The organism is Rhodococcus sp. BUPNP1 (genome assembly GCF_002215235.1).
Taxonomy (GTDB): domain Bacteria; phylum Actinomycetota; class Actinomycetes; order Mycobacteriales; family Mycobacteriaceae; genus Rhodococcus.
This window is the reverse complement of the sequence record NZ_NERM01000018.1, coordinates 1-21030: the sequence shown is the minus strand read 5'-3', so window position 1 is coordinate 21030 and position 21030 is coordinate 1. Positions and strand designations below refer to the sequence as shown.

Annotated in this window: 20 protein-coding genes, 1 tRNA gene and 1 rRNA gene; 19 read left to right on the top strand and 3 right to left on the bottom strand. The window is 68.6% G+C overall.

Annotated features, from left to right (window positions below):
* Nucleotides 1-293 precede the first annotated feature (293 nt).
* The 11 genes from ssd to B9C99_RS17875 all read left to right on the top strand — a co-directional run bounded on the left by ssd (nt 294) and on the right by B9C99_RS17875 (nt 10636).
* On the top strand, nt 294-1364 hold the full coding sequence (gene ssd / locus B9C99_RS17925) for a septum site-determining protein Ssd (protein ID WP_088898791.1): 1071 nt from the start codon (nt 294-296) through the stop codon (nt 1362-1364).
* A complete protein-coding gene (locus B9C99_RS17920) occupies nt 1361-2533 on the top strand; it encodes a TadA family conjugal transfer-associated ATPase (protein WP_088898790.1) in 1173 nt (390 codons plus the stop codon). Before ssd ends, B9C99_RS17920 begins: the two co-directional genes overlap by 4 nt.
* Entirely contained in the window at nt 2530-3333 is an 804-nt protein-coding gene (locus tag B9C99_RS17915; protein ID WP_088898789.1) for a type II secretion system F family protein, read from the top strand. The genes B9C99_RS17920 and B9C99_RS17915 overlap by 4 nt, the downstream gene beginning before the upstream one ends.
* On the top strand, nt 3330-3905 hold the full coding sequence (locus B9C99_RS17910) for a type II secretion system F family protein (protein ID WP_088898788.1): 576 nt from the start codon (nt 3330-3332) through the stop codon (nt 3903-3905). The genes B9C99_RS17915 and B9C99_RS17910 overlap by 4 nt, the downstream gene beginning before the upstream one ends.
* Before the next feature lie 85 nt (nt 3906-3990).
* Entirely contained in the window at nt 3991-4170 is a 180-nt protein-coding gene (locus B9C99_RS17905) for a DUF4244 domain-containing protein (protein WP_160876163.1), read from the top strand.
* Nucleotides 4171-4179: 9 nt separating this feature from the next.
* On the top strand, nt 4180-4554 hold the full coding sequence (locus B9C99_RS17900; protein ID WP_088898786.1) for a TadE family type IV pilus minor pilin: 375 nt from the start codon (nt 4180-4182) through the stop codon (nt 4552-4554).
* Nucleotides 4551-4910 carry an Rv3654c family TadE-like protein gene (locus B9C99_RS17895; protein WP_088898785.1) on the top strand — a complete coding sequence of 120 codons (360 nt, stop codon included), beginning with the start codon at nt 4551-4553 and terminating at the stop codon, nt 4908-4910. Before B9C99_RS17900 ends, B9C99_RS17895 begins: the two co-directional genes overlap by 4 nt.
* Before the next feature lie 485 nt (nt 4911-5395).
* A complete protein-coding gene (locus B9C99_RS17890; protein ID WP_315899239.1) occupies nt 5396-6967 on the top strand; it encodes an ABC transporter substrate-binding protein in 1572 nt (523 codons plus the stop codon).
* A gap of 81 nt (nt 6968-7048) precedes the next feature.
* On the top strand, nt 7049-7972 hold the full coding sequence (locus B9C99_RS17885) for an ABC transporter permease (protein WP_016693248.1): 924 nt from the start codon (nt 7049-7051) through the stop codon (nt 7970-7972).
* Nucleotides 7973-7977: 5 nt separating this feature from the next.
* Nucleotides 7978-8919 (top strand): ABC transporter permease, encoded by a 942-nt coding sequence (locus tag B9C99_RS17880; RefSeq protein WP_229566890.1) that lies wholly within the window; start codon nt 7978-7980, stop codon nt 8917-8919.
* A gap of 46 nt (nt 8920-8965) precedes the next feature.
* A complete protein-coding gene (locus tag B9C99_RS17875) occupies nt 8966-10636 on the top strand; it encodes an ABC transporter ATP-binding protein (protein ID WP_172415000.1) in 1671 nt (556 codons plus the stop codon).
* Between the two features lie 7 nt (nt 10637-10643).
* Here the strand turns inward: B9C99_RS17875 and B9C99_RS17870 are convergent, their stop codons facing one another.
* The gene (locus B9C99_RS17870) at nt 10644-12992 is read right to left on the bottom strand and encodes a DEAD/DEAH box helicase (RefSeq protein ID WP_088898783.1); all 2349 of its coding nucleotides are present in this window, start codon (nt 12990-12992) and stop codon (nt 10644-10646) included.
* Between the two features lie 434 nt (nt 12993-13426).
* Between B9C99_RS17870 and B9C99_RS17865 the strand changes: the two genes are divergently transcribed.
* From B9C99_RS17865 to B9C99_RS17850, 4 genes are all read left to right on the top strand, one after another.
* Nucleotides 13427-13630 carry a cold-shock protein gene (locus tag B9C99_RS17865; protein WP_003935252.1) on the top strand — a complete coding sequence of 68 codons (204 nt, stop codon included), beginning with the start codon at nt 13427-13429 and terminating at the stop codon, nt 13628-13630.
* A 163-nt stretch (nt 13631-13793) separates the two neighbouring features.
* The gene (locus tag B9C99_RS17860) at nt 13794-14399 is read left to right on the top strand and encodes a hypothetical protein (protein WP_088898782.1); all 606 of its coding nucleotides are present in this window, start codon (nt 13794-13796) and stop codon (nt 14397-14399) included.
* Nucleotides 14400-14492: 93 nt separating this feature from the next.
* A complete protein-coding gene (gene topA / locus B9C99_RS17855) occupies nt 14493-17459 on the top strand; it encodes a type I DNA topoisomerase (RefSeq protein WP_253250120.1) in 2967 nt (988 codons plus the stop codon).
* A 35-nt stretch (nt 17460-17494) separates the two neighbouring features.
* A complete protein-coding gene (locus B9C99_RS17850; protein WP_088898781.1) occupies nt 17495-18229 on the top strand; it encodes a helix-turn-helix domain-containing protein in 735 nt (244 codons plus the stop codon).
* Here the strand turns inward: B9C99_RS17850 and B9C99_RS17845 are convergent.
* The gene (locus tag B9C99_RS17845) at nt 18166-18558 is read right to left on the bottom strand and encodes a VOC family protein (RefSeq protein WP_026061367.1); all 393 of its coding nucleotides are present in this window, start codon (nt 18556-18558) and stop codon (nt 18166-18168) included. The genes B9C99_RS17850 and B9C99_RS17845 overlap by 64 nt on opposite strands.
* Before the next feature lie 91 nt (nt 18559-18649).
* Between B9C99_RS17845 and B9C99_RS17840 the strand changes: the two genes are divergently transcribed.
* Nucleotides 18650-19837: a DNA polymerase III subunit delta' gene (locus B9C99_RS17840; protein ID WP_016693256.1), complete on the top strand. Its 1188-nt coding sequence runs from the start codon at nt 18650-18652 to the stop codon at nt 19835-19837.
* Nucleotides 19838-19899: 62 nt separating this feature from the next.
* Nucleotides 19900-19975 (top strand) — tRNA-Thr (locus B9C99_RS17835).
* 10 nt (nt 19976-19985) lie between these two features.
* On the opposite strand, the gene B9C99_RS25915 is transcribed toward B9C99_RS17835, so the two are convergent.
* Complete coding sequence (locus B9C99_RS25915) at nt 19986-20231, bottom strand: hypothetical protein (RefSeq protein ID WP_172414997.1); 246 nt, start codon at nt 20229-20231, stop codon at nt 19986-19988.
* A gap of 9 nt (nt 20232-20240) precedes the next feature.
* Here B9C99_RS25915 and B9C99_RS17830 point away from each other — a divergent pair, with 9 nt between their 5' ends.
* A complete protein-coding gene (locus tag B9C99_RS17830) occupies nt 20241-20438 on the top strand; it encodes a hypothetical protein (protein WP_016693258.1) in 198 nt (65 codons plus the stop codon).
* A gap of 489 nt (nt 20439-20927) precedes the next feature.
* Nucleotides 20928-21030 (top strand): 16S ribosomal RNA (locus B9C99_RS17825); the annotation flags it as partial.

Below are 21030 nucleotides of genomic sequence, written 5' to 3'. Positions count from 1 at the left end.
AACGGTGTACTATCGCGAATGCCCGGGTCGATACTCGGGTTGTGTTCAGCCCGACCCCCCGGGGCTGAACGCAGACGGCCCTCGCCTCCTCCCCCCTGGCGAGGGCTGTCGCTTTGTATGAGGGCCTTTCCCACACGTCTTCGTACTGTCTTCTACACCCGCCGACCTGCGCACAGGTACGACGAGGGTGTGTACGGCCGGGTTGTCCACAGGCCCCCGATCCATCCACAGACGTGGCTTCCGAGGCCGTTTCCGCGACACTCACGACTCCGCAGCCGGGCAGCCTGTCGGGCATGAACGACATCCTCGGACTGGTCGACGATCCCGCGCTGCTCGCCGACCTCCGTCGCGTGGTCGCGGCGGCCGACCGCACACTGCACGAGATGTCCGTGCCGGTGCCCCGCAGGGCGTGGACCGACGCGGCGATCGTCGTCGTCGACGCGTCCGCGGCAGCGGCATGTGCGGCCGGATATCCCCGCCGCCCCGGCGTGATCCTCGTGTGCAGCGAAACGGCCGGACTGGCGGACTGGCAGGCCGCCGCGACCGTCGGCGCCGAACACGTCCTCGCCCTCCCGTCCGAGGAGGTGGAACTGCTCTCGATCGTCGCGTCCGCCGACGAACCCTCCAGCGGTACCGGCACCGTCCTCGCGGTCGTCGGAGGATGCGGGGGAGCGGGCGCGTCGACCTTCGCCGCCGCGCTGGCCTGGGCCGCGGGGCACGACGAACGACACGACACCCTGCTCGTCGACGCGGATCCGTTCGGCGCGGGACTCGACGTCCTCACCGGTCTCGAGGAGCGTCCCGGAGTGCGGTGGTCCGGTCTCACCGTCGACGGCGGACGGGTCTCCGCGCGTGCCCTGCGCGACGCCGTGCCCGTGTGGGCATCCGGGGTGGGCGTGCTGTCCACCGACCGTGAGAACACCGATCGGCTCACCCCCGTCGCCGCAGAATCCGTCGTCGACGGGGTGCGCGGAGCGGGAGCCACCGTCGTCTGCGATGTGGGACGCAGTTTCGACCCCGTCGCCGACGTGGTGATCGCACTGGCCGACCTCACCGTCGTCGTCGTGCCGGCCCGGATCGGCGCGGTGCTCTCCGCTGCCCGGGTCGCCCGCACGCTCGCGGCGCGGGGCGAGCCGGCCGGAGTCGTCGTCCGCGGACCTGCACCGGGCGGCCTGCGGGCCGTCGACGTGGCCGACGCCGTGGGCCTGGAGGTGCTCACCTCGATGCGTCCCGAGCCGGGCCTGACCGAGATGCTCGAACGTGGAGGGCTGCGGCTGCGGCCGCGCTCACCGTTGCTCGGTGCGGCGCACGACGTGCTGGCGGCCGTCGGGGCCGACCGCGACGGCCCGGGACGTGCGGCATGACCGGGATCCTCGGGGACGACCTCCTCGCGCGGGTCCGCGACCGGCTGGCCGACGAGACCGGTGAGCTCACGTCGGCCCGCGTCGCTGCGGCCCTGCGCGCGGAATCCGGGGGAGTGCTCGGGGACTCCGATCTGCTTGCGGCACTGCGACATCTGCAGACCGAACTGACCGGCGCGGGTCCGCTCGAGGATCTGCTGGCAGACCCGGCGGTGACCGACGTGCTCGTCACCGCTCCCGACCGTGTCTGGGTGGATCGCGGCAACGGGCTGCACCTCACCGAGGTCACCTTCCCCGACGAGGCAGCGGTCAGACGACTCGCGCAGCGACTGGCACTGTTCGCCGGGCGTCGACTCGACGACGCCCAGATGTGGGTCGACGGCAGACTGCCCGGGCACGGTGAGTTCGGCGTCCGATTGCACGCGGTGCTCTCCCCGGTCGCGCAGGCCGGGACGTGCCTGTCGCTGCGGGTGCTGCGACCCGCGACCCAGGGGCTCGAGTCGCTGCGGGATCGCGGTGCGATCTCCGAGGCCGCCTACCGGTTGCTGCTCCGCATCGTCCGCGCGCGCCTGGCCTTCCTCGTCGTGGGCGGTACGGGTGCGGGCAAGACGACGATGCTCGCGGCGCTGCTCGGCGCGGTGGACCCGACCGAACGCATCGTCTGTGTCGAGGACGCCGCCGAACTGGTCCCGGCCCACCCGCACGTGGTGCGCCTCGTGGCACGGGCACCCAACGTGGAGGGCGTCGGCGAGGTCACCGTCCGCGATCTCGTGCGGCAGGCGCTGCGGATGCGCCCGGACCGCATCGTCATCGGCGAGGTGAGAGGCGCCGAGGTCGTCGATCTCCTGACCGCGCTGAACACGGGTCACGACGGTGGTGCCGGGACCGTGCACGCCAATTCGCCCGACGAGGTGCCCGCGCGACTCGAGGCCCTCGCCGCGCTCGGCGGTCTCGACCGGGCGGCGCTGCACAGCCAGCTCGTCGCAGCGGTGCAGGTGATCCTGCACGTCCACCGGGGCAGCGACGGAGTGCGCCGTCTCGTGGGGATCGGTGTGGTCGAGCGGGACCCCGTCGCGGGCGTGATCGTCACACCCGCGTGGACCCACGACAAGGGCGACGAGCACGGCATGGATGCCCTCGAGCGGATCCTGCGTCGACGGGACACACCGTGAACGCGACGCTCCTGTGCCTCGCGGCGGCGCTGTTCGTCCTGCCCTCGTCCTCCGCCCGGCGCCGACTGCGACGCGGGGTGCCCGACGCGACGCCGCGCCCGATACCGCGCGCCCTCGTCGCCGGGGTGGCGGTCATCGTGCTCGCGACGGTGGTGGTGTGGGTGGGGATCACGCCGGCCCTGGCCGGCGCGACCGTCGCCACGACCGCGGTGTGGCGTCGCCGATCGCGTCGTCGCGCTGCGGAGCTCGATCGGCAACGACGGATGTTGCTGTCGGGACTCGACACCGTGATCGCCGATCTGCGGGTGGGGACGCATCCCGCCGACGCGTGTGAGACGGCGGCCGGGGAGACGGCCGGGCCCGTCGCCGGTGCCTTCCGGGTCGCTGCGGCCCGGGCGCGCCTCGGTGGGTCGGCAGCACACGGATTGCGATCGGCCGCAGCATCGTCGGGCGGTGAGGGTGTCGCCGACAGTCTGGGCCGTGTCGCCGACGCGTGGGCGGTCTCCGACCACCACGGTCTCGCGCTCGCCGAACTGCTCGGAGCCGCGCGCGTCGATCTGGCCGCCCGTATGCGGATCCGCGCCCGCACGGAGGCCGGGCTCGCCGGCGCGCGCGCCACGGCGACGGTCCTGGCGGGACTGCCGGTGCTCGGGGTGGGTCTCGGGCAGCTCATGGGTGCTGCCCCGCTCGGCATCCTTCTCGCCGGTGGGCTCGGCGGCGTCATGCTCGTGGTCGGCACGGCGCTGGTCTGTGCGGGTCTGCTGTGGACGGACCGGATCGCAGCACGGGTGGGGACATGAGCGCGACGTGGACGGTGCTGCTGGGAGCGGCCTCGCTCGTCGTCGCACCGATGCCTCGCGGAGCGACCCGCTTGTCTTCCACGAGATCCGTTGCTGCTCCTTCGGATACGTCTGCGCCCGAGACCGACCCGCACGCACTTCCAGCCGCCTTCGATCTCTTCGCGGCGTGCCTGCGCGCGGGGATGCCCGCCGGCTCTGCGGCGCGGGTCGTCGCGGAGTCCGCTCCACCCGACCTCGCAGCAGCACTGCGGAGAGGCGCCGACCGACTGGCGCTCGGAGCCGATCCGGCCGACGCGTGGGGAGGGTCGGGAGCAGTCGACGCGCTGGACGATTTCGCCCGCGCGGCGCGTCGATCGGCGAAATCCGGTGCACCCCTGTCGGACACCGTTGCCGAACTCGCGGTCCGGCAGCGCGCCGAGACGGAGGATCGGGTCGCCGCCGAGATCGATCGGGCGGGAGTGCTCGTGAGCGGGCCGCTCGGTCTGTGCTTTCTGCCCGCTTTCGTGTGCCTGGGCATCGTGCCGGTCGTCGTCGGTCTGGCACGGGACGTACTGGGTGCCGGGCTGATGTGAACGTCGGCGCGGACGGTCCGCGCCGTACGGATGGGAGGGATGGAAGATGGGGAAACGAACAGTGACCGAAGCGTTCGCACACGGTCTGCGTGGTCGTCTCGGAGCGCTCGTCGTGCAGGACGACGGCATGTCGACGGCGGAATATGCGATCGGGACCATCGCGGCGGCGGCCTTCGGGGCGGTGCTGTACACGGTGGTGACCGGCGACTCGATAGTCTCCGCGCTGACGGGCATCGTCGAGCGTGCCCTGAACACGGCGGTGTGACGCCGACACATGCGAAAGGTGCTCGGACGACGATGGTTACGCGACTTCGTCCGCAAGGACGAAGGAGGAGTCACCGTCGAGGCGGCTCTCGCCGTCGCAAGCCTGGTCACGGTGCTCGTGTTGTGCCTCGGTGCGGTGCTGGGCATCGCGTACCAGGTGAGGTGTCATGACGCCGCGCGTGAAGCCGCCCGCCTCGCCGCGCGGGGAGACCAGGCGAGGGCGGTCGATGTGGCCACGCGAGTCGCGCCTCCGGACGCACGCGTTACGGTACGCGAGGAGGGGGATCTGATCGTGGCGGTCGTGACCGCGGAGAGCCCGCTGCTCCCCTTGCTGACCCTCACGGCCGAGGCGGTGGCGGTGCGCGAGCCGGAAGGAACGCGATGAGGTCGGGCCCGTCCCTCCTCGGTGACGACGGGAGCGCGAGTGTGATCGGCTGTGCCGTGATGGCCGGCCTCATCGCGATCACGGCCACGTTGCTGCACGTCGGGTCGGTCGTCGTCACACGTCATCGTGCGCAGGCGGCGGCCGACCTGGCGGCGGTGGCGGTCGCCTCGGCGCTGGACCGTGGGGTCGTGCAGGCGTGCGAGGCGAGCGAGGTGGTCACCACGCGGATGCGAGTGCGATTGCGGCGCTGCGAGATCGACGAGTGGGACGCGGTAGTCGAGGTCGCCGCTGCGGTGTCGTCCCTCTTCGGCGGGAAGGAGGCGACGGCCGTCGCGCGAGCCGGTCCTGCCCGATGAGGTCGGTCGCGGGTCGCTCGTGGCCGTATCCAGCGGATTCGCGCTCGTTGCTTACCTGTGCTTATTATGTGTGACGGTCGTCATAGACGATTGTGGACACAGTGGTGGTGGACGAAGCAATTCCGGTTCCCGGTCGGGCAGCGGTAAGGGGTGCGGGAGCGGATGTAGTGCGGGGATGAGGGTCGGTTCCGTGGTCGGAACCCTTTCGCATCGACGTATCCGGCAGGCGACGTGTGTTCCTGTCCGATTACGAAGGTATTTCGTTCGTTCTTTTCCGGTCCCCCGATCGGGGACGCCGCGTGACGGACTCTCGAAGTGTGTCTAGAGTCCTCCGACATTCCGGGCTGCGCATCGATTCGCACTGTGGCCCACACCGACACCGCGGACCATCGCGGCCTGCGGGACGGCGACCCCGTCCCGCAGGAACTGAGGGAGGATCGATCTTGAGGGTCAAGCGCGTAATCGCGGCCGTGTCGGCAGGCTTCGTGGCTGCCGGCCTGCTCGCGGCATGTGGGGGCAGCAGCGCTTCCGGTGCCGAGGGCGTCTACAGCCTGCACATCATGCAGCCCGAGAACCCGCTGGTTCCGGGCAACACCACCGAGAGCGAGGGCAATCAGGTCCTCAAGTCGCTGTTCACGCCGTTGGTGCGCTACAACGACGAAACCAGCGAGGTCGAGTACACCGGCGTCGCGAAATCGGTCGAGTCCGAGGACCAGATGACCTGGACCATCGAACTGAACGAGGGCTGGACGTTCCACGACGGAACTCCCGTCACCGCGAAGTCGTATGTCGACGCGTGGAACTACACCGCTCTGAGCACCAACGCGTACGGTGCCTCGTACTTCTTCGAGAACGTCAAGGGATACGACGAGCTGCAGGCCGCGGACGGTGCCGAGCCCGCCGCGACCACCATGTCGGGCCTCGAGGCCGTGAACGACACGACGATCTCCGTCGAGCTGAAGGAACCGTTCGCGATCTACCCGGTCACCCTCGGGTACACCGCGTTCTACCCGCTGCCCGAGGCATTCTTCGACGATCCCGAGGCGTTCGGTCGCCGTCCGATCGGCAACGGCCCGTTCAAGGCCGACGAGGACTTCGTCGACGGTCAGGGCTTCACCGTGACCAAGTACGAGGACTACGCCGGCGACAATCCGGCGCAGGCCGAGGGTGTGCAGTTCAAGGTCTACACCGAACTGACCACCGCCTTCACCGACGTCCAGGCAGGCGGCCTCGACGTGCTGCTGGACCTGCCGCCGGACGCCTGGGCCACCGCCCGAGACCAGTTCGGTGATCGCTACGTCGAGCGCGCCCGCCCCGACATCACCGCGCTCTCGTTCCCGACCTACGACGAGCGCTTCGCCGATCCCCGTGTCCGCGAGGCATTCTCGATGGCCATCGATCGTCAGGCCATCACCACGGCCATCTTCACCGACACCCGCACGCCGGCGGCCTCCTTCGGGTCGCCCGTCGTCGAGGGCTACCGCGAGGACGCCTGCGGCGCCAAGTGCGAGCTGAACGTCGAGCAGGCCAACAAGCTGCTCGACGAGGCCGGCTTCGATCGCAGCCGGCCGGTCGATCTGTGGTTCAACGCCGGAGCCGGGCACGACCAGTGGATGACCGCGATCGGCAACCAGTTCCGCAGCAACCTCGGTGTCGAGTACGTGCTTCGCGGTGATCTGCAGTTCGCGCAGTACCTGCCGCTGCAGGACGACAAGGGCATGACCGGTCCGTTCCGGATGGGCTGGATCATGGACTACCCGTCGCTGTACAACTTCCTGGCGCCCGTCTACAGCACGGCCGCGACGCCGCCGGCCGGTTCGAACATGTCCTTCTACAGCAACCCCGAGTTCGACGGGGCACTGTCGGCCGGTAACAACGCCGACACCCTCGACGAAGCCACGGTGGAATACCAGCGTGCCGAGGACATCCTGTTCCGCGACATGCCCGCCACGCCGCTCTTCTACGGACTGAACCAGGCCGTGACGAGCGACCGGGTCGACAACGTGAAGATCGACGCGTTCGGCGACATCGTGACCGAAGAGGTCACGGTCGGCTGAGTGACGAGTGGTGGGGTGTCCCGCGCAGACGGGACACCCCACCACCCGCGTAGGACGTTCTGTTCCGTATAGGAGAACCCAGTGGGTCGCTTCATCACGCGCCGATTGCTGCTGACCGTTCCGGTCCTGATCGGCGCCTCGTTCCTCATCTTCGCGATGGTCTACGCCCTTCCGGGCGATCCCATTCGCGCGCTGGCGGGCGATCGCCCGCTCGCTCCCGCGGTCGTGGCGCAGCTCCGCGCCCAGTACAACCTCGACGATCCGTTCTTCGTCCAGTACATCAAGTACGTCGGCGGACTGTTCCAGGGCGACTTCGGATCCGACTTCTCCGGTAGGCCGGTGCTGGACACCATCTCGCAACGGTTGCCGGTCACCATCCAGCTGACCGCGGTCGCCGTGGTCTTCGAGATCCTCATCGGCGTCACGGCCGGTGTGCTCGCAGCGCTGCGCCGCAACTCCTTCTTCGACAATCTCGTGCTCGTCTCGTCGACGCTGCTCGTCTCGATCCCGGTGTTCGTCCTCGGCTTCGTCTCGCAGTACGTCCTGGGATACAAGCTGGGTCTGTTCCCGATCGCCGGTATCAACGACGGCTGGTACAGCTACCTGTTGCCCGGCCTGGTGCTCGCATCCCTGTCGATGGCCTACGTGGCGCGACTGACGCGCACCGCGGTCTCGGAGTCGATGGCGGCCGACTACATCCGCACCGCCCGTTCCAAGGGCGTCGGATACAGCCGCATCGTGACCCGGCATGCCTTGCGCAACAGCCTCATCCCGGTCGTGACGTTCATCGGTGCCGACATCGGCGCGTTGCTCGGCGGCGCGATCATCACCGAGTCGGTGTTCAACATTCCCGGGCTCGGCCGCGCCATCTTCGACGCTGTGCAGAACCAGGAAGGTGCAGTGGTCGTCGGCATCGTCACGCTGATGGTCTTCTTCTACATCTTCTTCAATCTCGTCGTGGACGTGCTGTACGCCTTCCTCGACCCACGGATCAGATACGAGTAGTGGTGATGGATTCCAATAACGCCGAGGCCGCCCGCCAGCACGCCGTGCAGGAAGGCGAGCCGGGAAATGTCGTGACCGGTGAGGCCGTCGAACTCGTCGGCCAGGCGAGTCTGTGGGGCAACGCGTGGAAGAAGCTGCGCCGCAGCGCGTTCTTCTGGTTCGGAGCTGTCATCACCATCGTCCTCGTCGCGATGGCGGTGGTGCCGCAGGTGTTCGCCCGCGGGATCGATCCGCGGGCCTGCGACCTGTCGGACACCCGCCTCCCGCCGAGCGCACAGCACTGGTTCGGAACCGATCTGCAGGGTTGTGACTACTACGCCAACGTCGTCTACGGCGCCCGCGTGTCGCTGTCCATCGGTCTGCTGGCAGTCATCGGCGTGCTGGTCATCGGCATCCTGATCGGTTCGCTGGCAGGATATTTCGGAGGAATCCTCGACAGTGTGCTGGCGCGGTTCACCGATGTCTTCTTCGGCATCCCGCTCCTGCTCGGCGCGCTCGTGCTGCTGACCGTGACCAGCGAGAGGACGGCCCTGACGGTCGCGATGGCGCTGATCGCCTTCGGCTGGATGACTGCGATGCGTCTGGTGCGGTCGTCGGTCATCGCCGTCAAGGGCAGCGAGTACGTCCAGGCGGCGCAGGTGCTCGGCGCGTCGACCTTCCGCATCCTCGTCCGGCACATCCTCCCGAACGCCCTGACCCCGGTACTGGTCTACGCCACCGTGGCCGTCGGTACGTTCATCGCGGCCGAGGCAGCGCTGTCGTATCTCGGTATCGGCCTGCAGATGCCGGCCATGTCCTGGGGTCTGCAGATCAATCTGGGCCAGAACTATCTCTCCACCTCGCCGCATCTGGTGCTGTTCCCGGCAGGCTTCCTGTCGGTCACGGTGCTGGCCTTCATTCTCATGGGTGATGCGTTGCGCGATGCGCTCGACCCGAAACGGAGCTGACGCAATGAGTCTCGATATGCGTGAGAAGACCACCCCCGGTGCCCCGATCCTGCAGGTCTCCGGTCTGACCATCGATTTCGAGGTGGACCGGACCTGGCGGACCGCCGTGCGCGACGTCTCGTTCGAGGTGGCACGCGGAGAGATCGTGGCGATCGTCGGCGAATCCGGTTCGGGCAAGTCCACGACCGCCATGGCAGTACCGGGTCTGCTCGCCGACAACAGCAGGGTCGACGGCAGCATCGCCCTCGGTGGACGCGAGCTCGCCGGCCTGACGGAACGCGAGCTGAACTCGGTGCGCGGCAAGGACATCGCCGTGATCTTCCAGGAGCCGATGACGGCTCTCAATCCCGTCTACACGATCGGGTGGCAGATCACCGAGGCCATCCGCGCGCACGCCGACGTGACGAAGACCGAGGCGAAGGAGCGCGTGATCGAGCTGCTGCGTCTCGTCGACATGCCCGAGCCCGAGAAGCGCGTCGGCTACTACCCGCACCAGCTCTCCGGCGGTCAGCGTCAGCGCGCGATGATCGCGCAGGCGCTGGCCTCGGAGCCGTCGGTGCTCATCGCCGACGAACCCACCACGGCCCTCGACGTGACGGTGCAGGCGGAGATCCTGCAGCTCATGCGCGACCTGCGCGAGCGGGTGGACGCGGCGATCGTGCTCATCACGCACGACATGGGTGTCGTCGCCGACATGGCCGACCGCATCATCGTCATGCGCAACGGCGCGATCGTCGAGCAGGGGACGTCGGAGCGGATCTTCGGCACGCCGGAGCACGCCTACACCCGCGAACTGCTCGCCTCGGTGCCTCACCTCGGCTCGCGCGCCGGTGAGACGGGTGCCGACGACACTCCGGACGTGCAGCACGCGCTCCGGCTCGTCGACGCGGTGATCGAGTACCCCGGTGCCCGACGCAACAGCGGCTTCCGCGCCGTGGACGGGGTCGGTCTCGACATCGAACCGGGCGAGGTCGTCGGACTCGTCGGCGAGTCGGGCTCGGGTAAGTCGACCATCGGCAAGGCCGCGGTCGGCCTTGTCGGATTGCACTCGGGTTCGTTGTCCGTCGGCGGTGTCGACATCACGAACATGTCGGCGCGCGACCTGCGTCCCGTGCGCCGCAACATCGGCATCGTCTTCCAGGATCCGGGTTCGTCGCTCAATCCGCGGTGGCCGATCGGGCAGTCCATCGCTGAGCCGATGCTGCTGCACACCGAGATGGACCGGACGCAGCGGGACAAGAAGGTCGAAGAACTCCTCGATCAGGTGCATCTGTCCCGCGACATGCGCAACCGCTATCCGCACCAGCTCTCCGGCGGACAGCGTCAGCGGGTGGGCATCGCGCGGGCACTCGCGCTCGAACCGACACTGCTGATCGCGGACGAACCCACCTCTGCGCTGGACGTGTCGGTGCAAGCCAAGGTGCTCGAGCTGTTCCGGGAACTGCAACGTGAGTACGGCTTCGCGTGCCTGTTCATCAGCCACGATCTGGCCGTCGTCGAGGTGCTCGCCCGTCGCATCGCCGTGATGCGCGCCGGCAAACTCGTCGAGTTCGACCGGACCGATCGCATCCTGCGCTCGCCGTCCGATCCGTACACCAAGCGGCTGCTGGCGGCCGTTCCCGTCCCGGATCCGGCCGAGCAGGCGCGGCGGCGCGAGGAGCGTGCCGCGCTGCTGGCCGCCGAACGGGCCGAGGCCGGCGGCGCGCCGGTGGCCTGAGCCGGCGTCATCCTCCGATCGCAGCGAGGACGGCATCGAGGACGGCGACCGCCCCGGCCTTGTCGAGCGGATCGTTGCCGTTCCCGCACTTGGGGGAGTACACGCACGAGGGGCATCCGGCGGCGCACTCACAGGCCGCGACCGCATCGCGGGTCGCGGTGAGCCACTTGGTGATCCGGTGGTATCCGCGTTCGGCGAATCCGGCACCGCCGGGCTGTCCGTCGTAGACGAAGACGGTGGGCAGCCCGGTGTCGGGGTGCAGATCGGTGGAGACACCGCCGATGTCGCCGCGATCGCACGTCGCGAGCAGGGGGAGCAGACCGATCGCGGCGTGCTCGGCGGCGTGGAGTGCGCCGGGCACGCGATCGGGGGTCACGCCGATCCGGTCGAGCAGGTCGGGGTCGATCGTGTACATCACCGCGCGGGTGTCGAGCGTGTGCTCCGGCATGTCGAGCGGGATCTGGTCGAGCACCTCCCCGGACGGCAGTCGGCGCAGATAGCCGACCACCCGGTGCGTCACCTCGACGCCCACGGACGCGACCGTGACGGGCCCGAACTCGCGGTGTTCGTCGACGGAGACGCAGCAGATGTCGGTGATCTCGCGTGCACTCGTCGACCATTCCGGGTCCTCGGCGTGCACGAGGGCGATGCCGTCCTCGAGATACAACTCGTCGACGACGAAGGTTTCGCCCTGGTGCAGGTGCACCGCTCCGGGATGGACGGTCGCGGGCGCGCGGGCGGCGTCGACGGTGCCGAGCATGCGACCGGTGTCGCCCTCCACGATCGAGACCTGGTGGCCGATCCCGCCGCGGATCTCGACCTCGCCGTGCGGTTGCGTTCCCGGGGTGACGAACCAGCCGTGCGGCCGGCGCCGGATCAGTCCCTGCTCCGCGAGGGCCGTGAGGACGTCGAGCGCGCCGAACTCCTCGACCTCGGCGTCGCTGAGCGGTAGTTCCGATGCGGCGCAGAGGAGTTGGGGTCCGAGCACGTACGGATTGTTCGGGTCGGTGACCGTCGCCTCGACCGGCCGGTCGAGCAGTGCCTCCGGATGGTGCACGAGGTAGGTGTCGAGCGGATCGTCCCGGGCGACCAGCACGACGAGCGAACCCTGCCCGCGGCGACCCGCGCGACCGCCCTGCTGACGGAAGGACGCGACCGTGCCCGGGAATCCGGCGACGATCACCGCGTCCAGACCGGCGATGTCCACTCCCAGTTCGAGGGCGTTGGTGCTGGCGACGCCGAGCAGACGACCGTCGGACAGAGCGGCCTCGAGATCGCGCCGATCCTCGGCGAGGTAGCCCGCCCGGTAGGCCGCCACCCGGTCGACGAGATCGGGTGCCGCCTCGGCGAGAAGCCGGCGTGCACCCATGGCCGTGAGCTCGGCGCCGTGACGCGACCGCACGAACGCCAGGGTGCGGGCACCTTCGACGACGAGGTCGGCGAGAAGACGCGCGGCCTCGGTGCCGGCGGCCCGTCGCACCGGTGCGCCGTGTTCACCCGTGAGTTCGCGCAGCAGGGGCGGTTCCCACATCGCGACCGTGCGGGGGCCGTGCGGTGAACCGTCCTCGGTGACCTCGCGGCAGGGTGCCCCGATGAGGCGGGACGCCGCTGCCCCCGGTTCGGCGGTCGTCGCGGAGGCGAGGACGAAGACGGGGTCGGCGCCGTACCGGCGGGCCACGCGCCGGAGCCGACGCAGGATCAGTGCGACGTGCGAGCCGAACACGCCTCGATAGGAGTGGCATTCGTCGACGACGACGTACCGCAGGCGCCGCCACAGCCGGGCCCATCGCGCGTGGGCGGGCAGCAGTGACAGGTGCAGCATGTCGGGATTGGTGAAGATCCAGCGCGAGTGCCGGCGCGTCCACTGGCGGATCTCGGTGGAGGTGTCGCCGTCGTAGGCGCACGCGCACACGGACGACAACGCGTCGATGTCGGAGGTCAGTTCGGTGACCGCGCGCAGCTGGTCGGCGCCGAGGGCCTTGGTGGGCGACAGGTACAGGGCGGTGGCGTGCGGGTCGTCGGCGAGCGCGCTCAGGACGGGCAGTTGGTAGGCGATCGACTTGCCCGATGCGGTTCCGGTGGACACCACCACGTTCTCCCCGCCGGCCGCGATGTCGGCGGCGCTCGCCTGGTGGTGCCAGGGACGCTCGACACCCTGTGCGCGGAAGGCCCGGACGACCTCCTCGTGCGCCCATTGCGGCCAGTCGCTGTGGTGGGCGGGCCGGGCCGGGATCTCCGCGACGTGGGTCAGCGGTGACTCGCCCGTCGGGGTTCCGGCGAGGAGACGGTCGAGCAGCTCGCGACCGTAGGTGGGGGCGGTGGCGTCGCCGCTGTGGAGGAAGGGCGAGCCGGTCACGCAGTACTCCGCTGGGTGGGACGAGGTGTCTGTCGGAAACGTCTGTGGATAGAAGTGTGCCGGATACGGGGAGGCCGTGTCGGATGCGGGAGACCCGGGTCCGGGACGAGTGGGGCCGCAGTGGACTCCCGTAACATGGCAGCAACAGCTACCCGTGGGTAATGCTACCGAGACATGAACAAGATCAGGGAATTGGCACGTTTGTGCCCATTCCTACTGTTGCGCGTGCCCAGAACGTGGTTGACTGACACCCGGTCGCAGCTTCTGTGTTCGTAGACTTGGAAAAGTGCACGCTCGCAGGATCGATGGTTGCGAGCGCGGTGCTTTAGCTCTTCCAACGGGGGACTCGAGAAGTACAGCGGTCGGAACCGGGACCTGGCGGATCGCGTACCCGGCGGTTCGTCGAATCCGGTGTTAGAAAGAGAAGGAAAAGCATGGCACAGGGCACTGTGAAGTGGTTCAACGCGGAGAAGGGCTTCGGCTTCATCGCTCCTGAGGACGGCTCCGCCGACGTGTTCGTTCACTACTCCGAGATCCAGGGTTCCGGCTTCCGCACCCTCGAGGAGAACCAGCGAGTCGAGTTCGAGGTCGGTCAGGGCACCAAGGGCCCGCAGGCCACCGGCGTGCGCGCACTCTGATCCACCCGCTCGAGCGAGCAACCGGGCAAGGTCAACCACCTCGCCCGATCGTCCCCCGTCGCCTCAGGTGATGGGGGACGATGCATTTTCCGGGACGTGTGCGCGAACCGGTCGTGCGACCTCGCCGCCCCGTCGCGCTCACGGAGCCGGGAGAGGAGGACCCGTGAGTCAACTGTCCTTCTTCGGGGCCGACACGATGCCGCCGGCCCTGGCCGACCTGAGCGGCCTGCTCGCGGCACACGGACGTGCGCGGCTCACCGACGACGGCGCGGTGCTGACCGTGGAGGTCGACGCCGAGTGGCGCGCCCGCGCGATCGCGCAGCTCGTGACCGACACGGGAATCGGGGCGGAGATCGTCGCCGACGGCGAGCTGTTCACCGTCAGCACGTCCGCCGACGCCGCTCTCGTCCCGCTCGCGACCCAGTGGAGCAGCGACGACGGCAAGATGGTTCCGACCGGCTGGGTCCCGTCCTCGCGGGCCCAACGGGCGTGGTTCCTCGCGTCCGGTCGCATGGAGGTCGAGGGAGCACAGTATGTTCTCGGTCTGGACCCGACGGCTCCCGACACCCATGCGACCCTGGCGCAGGCGCTCATGCGCGCCGGCATCGCACCGACCCTGATCGGTACGCACGGCACCGGTGGGCCGGGGTTGAGGATCTCCGGCCGGAGGCGTCTGACGAGGCTCGTCGAGAACATCGGTGCACCTCCGGACGCCGACGCGGCACGCCGGATCTGGCCGCATGTGGAACCGGGTGATCATCACTTGTGAAGAGCCGTTCCCCGAGGATGTGCGACCCTGTGTGTGGCCGCGTCTGGGGAACGGGTCGGTATACATGTCTTCGAACAAGGCGACATGTCGGCAATGAGGGAAGGTGCGGGCGGCACGGTGGCAGCACGGGAGAAGAGCACTGCGGGCGGTTCGTCGGGCACGCGTCGGCTCGTGATCGTCGAGTCCCCGACCAAGGCGAGGAAGATCGCCCCCTACCTCGGCCGCGACTACGTCGTCGAGGCATCGGTCGGTCACATCCGCGACCTGCCGCGCGGCGCCGCGGACGTCCCCGCCAAGTACAAGGGCGAGTCGTGGGCGCGCCTCGGTGTCGACGTCGATCACGACTTCGAACCGCTCTACGTCGTCAGCGCCGACAAGAAGACCAAGGTCTCGGAGCTGAAGAGCCTGCTCAAGGACGCCGACGAGCTCTACCTCGCCACCGACCCCGACCGCGAGGGCGAGGCCATCGCCTGGCACCTGCTCGAGACCCTGAAGCCCAAGGTGCCGGTCCGGCGCATGGTCTTCCACGAGATCACCGAGCCCGCCATCCGCGCGGCCGCCGAGAACACCCGCGACCTCGACAACGACCTGGTCGATGCGCAGGAGACCCGCCGCATCCTCGACCGTCTCTACGGCTACGAGGTCAGCCCCGTGCTGTGGAAGAAGGTCATGCCCCGTCTGTCGGCGGGTCGTGTGCAGTCGGTGGCGACCCGCGTGATCGTGCAGCGCGAACGCGAGCGCATGGCGTTCAAGTCCGCCGAGTACTGGGACATCGCGGCCACGATGGACGCCGGTGCCGACGCGAGCCCCCGTTCGTTCGGTGCCCGCCTGGTCAACGTCGACGGTTCCCGCGTCGCCTCGGGCCGCGACTTCGGGCCCGACGGGAACCTGAAGTCGAACGGTGTCGTCGTCCTCGACGAGGACCGTGCCCGCCGCCTCGCAGAGGCACTCGCCGGTGTCGCGCTGACGGTGTCGTCGGCCGAGAGCAAGCCGTACACCCGCAAGCCCTACGCGCCGTTCATGACGTCGACGCTGCAGCAGGAGGCGGGCCGCAAGCTGCGGTTCTCGTCCGAGCGCACGATGCGCACCGCGCAGCGTCTGTACGAGAACGGCTACATCACCTACATGCGTACCGACTCGACGACGCTGTCCGAGTCGGCGATCGCGGCGGCCCGCGCACAGGCCACTCAGCTGTACGGCGCCGAGTTCGTCCATCCGACGCCGCGCCAGTACACCCGCAAGGTCAAGAACGCGCAGGAAGCACACGAGGCGATCCGTCCCGCCGGCGACGTCTTCGCGACCCCGGGTGAGCTGCACGCGCGCCTCGACGGCGACGAGTTCAAGCTCTACGAGCTCATCTGGCAGCGCACCGTCGCCTCCCAGATGGCCGACGCGCGGGGCACGACGCTGACGCTGCGCATCACCGGCACCGCGGGCACCGGCGAGGAGTGCACCTTCTCGTCGTCGGGCCGCACCATCACGTTCCCGGGCTTCCTCAAGGCGTACGTCGAGAGCGTCGACGAGGAGGCCGGCGGTCAGTCGGACGACGCGGAGTCGCGCCTGCCGAACCTGTCCGAGGGCGCGTCGGTCACCGCGACGAAGCTCGATCCGGACGGTCACTCCACCAACCCGCCCGCCCGGTACACCGAGGCGAGCCTGATCAAGACGCTCGAAGAGCTCGGGATCGGTCGCCCCTCGACCTACGCGTCGATCATCAAGACCATCCTCGACCGCGGCTACGTCTACAAGCGCGGCAGTGCGCTCGTCCCGTCGTGGGTGGCGTTCGCCGTCATCGGCCTGCTCGAGGCGCACTTCGCCCAGCTCGTCGACTACGACTTCACGGCCGGGATGGAGGACGATCTCGACGAGATCGCCTCGGGTCACCGGCAGCGCACCGACTGGCTGACGCGGTTCTACTTCGGCAGCGACGACGGTCACGAGGAGTCGGTCGCCCGCAAGGGTGGCCTGAAGAAGCTCGTGGGGGAGAACCTCGAGGACATCGACGCCCGCGAGATCAACTCCATCCGCCTGTTCGACGACTCCGAGGGTCGCGAGATCCACGTGCGCGTGGGCCGCTTCGGTCCGTACCTCGAACGGATGGTCACCGACCCCGACAATCCCGACGCCGAGCCGACCTCGCAGCGCGCGAACCTGCCCGACGACCTGCCGCCGGACGAGCTCACCCTCGAATACGCCGAGAAGCTCTTCTCGACGCCGCAGGAGGGACGTGTCCTCGGTGTCGATCCGTCGACCGGCTACGAGATCGTCGCGCGGGAGGGTCGCTTCGGTCCCTACGTGACCGAGCTGATCCCCGATCCGACACCCGAGCCCGAACCGGAACCGGACGTCACGCCCATCCCCGTCGAGGAACTCGGCTCGGAGGGAGAGGGCGGCACGAAGACCGCCACCAAGAAGGCCGTCGCCAAGAAGACGGCGAAGAAGGCTCCCGCCAAGAAGGCCGCGAAGAAGACCGGCCCGAAGCCGCGCACGGGTTCTCTGTTCAAGACGATGGACCTGTCCACGGTCACCCTGGACGACGCCCTGAAACTGCTGTCGCTGCCGCGCGTGGTGGGTGTCGATCCGGAGTCCGGCGACGAGATCACCGCTCAGAACGGCCGCTATGGTCCGTACCTGAAGAAGGGCACCGACTCGCGGTCGCTCGCGAACGAGGAACAGATCTTCACCGTCACCCTCGAGGAAGCGCTGAAGATCTACGCCGAGCCGAAGCGCCGCGGCCGGCAGGCCGCCGCCACGCCGCCGCTGCGCGAGCTGGGCACCGACCCGGTCAGCGGCAAGCAGATGGTGATCAAGGACGGCCGGTTCGGTCCGTACGTCACCGACGGTGAGACGAACGCGAGCCTGCGCAAGGGCGACGAGGTCGAGTCCATCACCGACGAGCGGGCGTCCGAACTGCTCGCCGACCGTCGGGCGCGTGGTCCGGCCAAGAAGACCGCGAAGAAGACGGCAGCGAAGAAGACGGCCGCCAAGAAGACCACCGCCAAGAAGACGGCGGCGAAGAAGACGACGAAGAAGACCGCCGCGAAGAAGACGACGGACTGACGGTTCCCGTCGGCGTACGCGGATAACCTCACGGTGTGTACCGCGAACTGCCGTCGGGGATCCCCGGCGTCACACTGTGGCAGTCCGAGCCGTCCGGTGCCCGCGTGGGCGGAACCCACGTGCTGCCGGACGGATGCATGGACCTCATCCGGCACGCCGACGGCTTCCTCGTCGCCGGCCCGGACACGACGTCCCAGTTCTCCGATCTGGCGGCGGATCGACCGCTGACGGCCGTCCGGTTCGAACCCGGCCTGGGGCCGCGGTTCTTCGGCGTCGACGCGAGCGAGCTGACCGATCGACGGGTTCCGCTCGACGATCTGTGGCCGTCACGTCGTGTGCGTCTCCTCGCGGTTCGAGCCGAGGACGATCCCGTCGCTGCGCTGGTCGACGCCGTCCGAGGCGCGGTCGACGAACACGATCCGATGGCCGACCTCGCGCGGGCGCTGGCCTCCGGCGCGGCCGTCACGGAAGTCGCCGCGATCCTCGGCTGGAGCGACAGGACACTGCGGCGTCGCTCGGCCCGGGCCTACGGATACGGACCGAAGACGTTGTCGCGGGTACTGCGCTTCCGTCGGGCGGTCGCGCGTGCCCGGGCCGGCGACGACTTCGCCCGTGTCGCGGCCGACTGCGGGTACAGCGACCAGGCGCATCTGGCCCGGGACGTTCGTGCGCTGTCGGGTGTCACCCTCGGTGAGCTCGTCCGGAGTCATCCCGGGAGCGCGGCGAACAGGTCGAGGCTGTGGCCGTCCGGATCCATCGCGCTCGCGTAGCGCTGTCCCCAGAATGCGTCCCAGGGTGCCTTCGTCGACGTGCACCCGGCCTCGATCAACGCCGCAAGTGTCTCGTCGACCGCGTCGGGGGAGCCACAGTCGAAGGCGAGCGCCGTCCCGCCTCCGGACGACGGCTCGAACTCCGGATCGAAGCTGCGGACGGACTCGACGGTGTCCCACATCAGGCGCAGACCACCGGGGAGAGTGACCTCGAAGTGCGGTACCTCGGGTGCGTCGGTGGGCAGGTCGAGGCCGAGCACTCGATAGCACGCGAAGGACCGATCGAGATCGGCGACGACGAGCCCCACAGCGGAGAAATGAATGGTCATGGCCCGACGGTAGGACCGAGCACGTGTGGCCGTCTTGAACGTTTCGGACACGTGATCCGGACCCGTCGGACCCGGTCGTTAGGCTGAGCGCATGCCCGGGGTCTTCGATCGTCTCGTCGGTCAACGTGATGTCGAGACCGAACTCGTCGCGGCCGCAGTAGCTGCCCGTCGGGGCGACACCGGATCGGCGATGACGCACTCGTGGCTGTTCACCGGTCCTCCCGGGTCCGGTCGCTCGGTCGCGGCGCTGTGTTTCGCCGCCGCCCTGCAGTGCACCGACGAGGAGACTCCCGGCTGCGGGCGATGCCACGCCTGCACCACCACGATGGCCGGCACCCACGGCGACGTACGGCGGGTCGTGCCCGAGGGGCTGACGATCAGCGTCAAGTCGATGCGCGACATCGTGCAGGTCGCGTCGCGGCGTCCCAGCACGGGCCGATGGCAGGTCGTGGTGATCGAGGACGCCGACCGTCTCACCGAAGGCGCCGCGAACGCGTTGCTGAAGGTGGTCGAGGAACCGCCGCAGCGAACGGTCTTCCTCCTGTGCGCGCCGTCGGTCGATCCCGAGGACATCTCGGTGACGCTGCGCTCGCGCTGCCGTCACATCGGGTTGGTCACTCCCAGCGCCGATGCAATCGCGCGCGTCCTGGAGGCCACCGACGGCATCGATCCGAAGACGGCGCAGTGGGCCGCATCCGTCAGCGCAGGCCACGTCGGCCGGGCCCGACGGTTGGCCACCGACGAGGGCGCCCGCGACAACCGGGCACGTGCGCTCGCTGTCGCCGGCGCGGTCCTGCGCCCCGCCACCACCTACTCCGCAGCCGATGACCTCGGCCGCAGCGCCGAGACCGAGGCTAAGGAGATCAGTGCGGAGCGCGATGAGCGTGAGACCGAGGAGCTGAAGACCGCTCTCGGTGCCGGCGGTACCGGCAAGGGTGCCGCGGGTGCGCTTCGCGGTTCGGCCGGGGTCCTCAAGGAACTCGAACGCACCCAGAAGTCGCGGAAGACGCGAACCGAGCGCGACATCATGGACCGAGCCCTGATCGATCTCGCCGGTCTGTACCGGGATGCACTGGTGCACGCCTTCGGATCGCAGGTCACGCTCAACCATCCGGACATGTCGGATCGTGCGGCCGACCTCGCATCGAGGACCCGGCCGGAGTCGCTGCTCGAATGCATCGAGGCCATCCTCGACTGCCGGGAGGCGCTCGCCCAGAACGTCAAACCCCGCTTCGCCCTCGCGGCGCTCGCAGCCCGGTTGAGCTCGGCGTTCCGGTAGCCGAAGTGCCGGTTTGCGTCGGGGTGGGGGTAGTCCGCTAGACTTCGGACGCCGAAAGGCTCGCTGCCTTAGCTCAGTCGGTAGAGCATTTCACTCGTAATGAAAAGGTCGTCGGTTCGATTCCGACAGGCAGCTCCACGAAGGCCCCTCACCCCGGTGCGGGGCCTTCGACGTTTCTGCGCGCTGTGCGATTCGCGCGGATGATGGAGACATGTTGATGGAACTGTTCTCCTTGGTCCTGATCATCGGCGCTCTCGCCGTGGTTCTGCCCATGGCCGTCCGGGTCTTCCGGGACAAGGACCGTTGACGCGAAGCGACCGCGACTATCGACGCGCACGACGGCGGTCTCGGACACGGCGTCGAAATCCTCGACAACCCGGTCACCGCGCAGCATGCTTCTCTCATGGCTGAGTCGTTGAAGGACCGGGTTCGGGAGAAGATCCTGCGGCAGCGCGCCGAGGACGGGGGCCGGCCGATCGGCGACGCGGAAGGGGACGACCCTCGCCTCATGGATCTCCGCAGCGATCTCGCGATGCTGGAGCAGGCCGAGGAGGACGATCCGATCGTCCAGCATCTCGCTGCCAAGTACTGGGTCCCCTGAACACCCTCACAACGACGCTGCATGAGCCGATAAACCCACTCTGACCTGGCGATTTGGTGTTCTGGGAGATGTTCGCGTAACTTATTCCAGGTCAGAGCGACACGGACACCGACCCGGGCCGAGAGGAACGGGACAACGAGGTTGGACGAAGGCGCCTGCAGATTTCACTGGTTCGAAACCTTCTGGTAAGGTTTGGAGCCGTGCCCGAGAGCCGGAAGGCCCTCGGATGAACAGTCACCCCGGAGTGAACGAACCGGAAGGTTCGGGATCGATGGTGTGTGCGTGTTCTTTGAGAACTCAACAGTGTGCCGATGAATGTCAGTGCCAAATAATATTTGGTGCGACCACTTCACTTTTTGTGGGTGGTTGTTGCTGGACATCGCATTCTTCCGTCTGCGGTGATCCAGTGTTTAGCTAGTTTGAGTTTTTATGCTAGTGATTTGACTCGATGTCTTTGACTGATTACCCCTTCGGGGTGATTGTGAGTCTTCAACGGAGAGTTTGATCCTGGCTCAGGACGAACGCTGGCGGCGTGCTTAACACATGCAAGTCGAACGATGAAGCCCAGCTTGCTGGGTGGATTAGTGGCGAA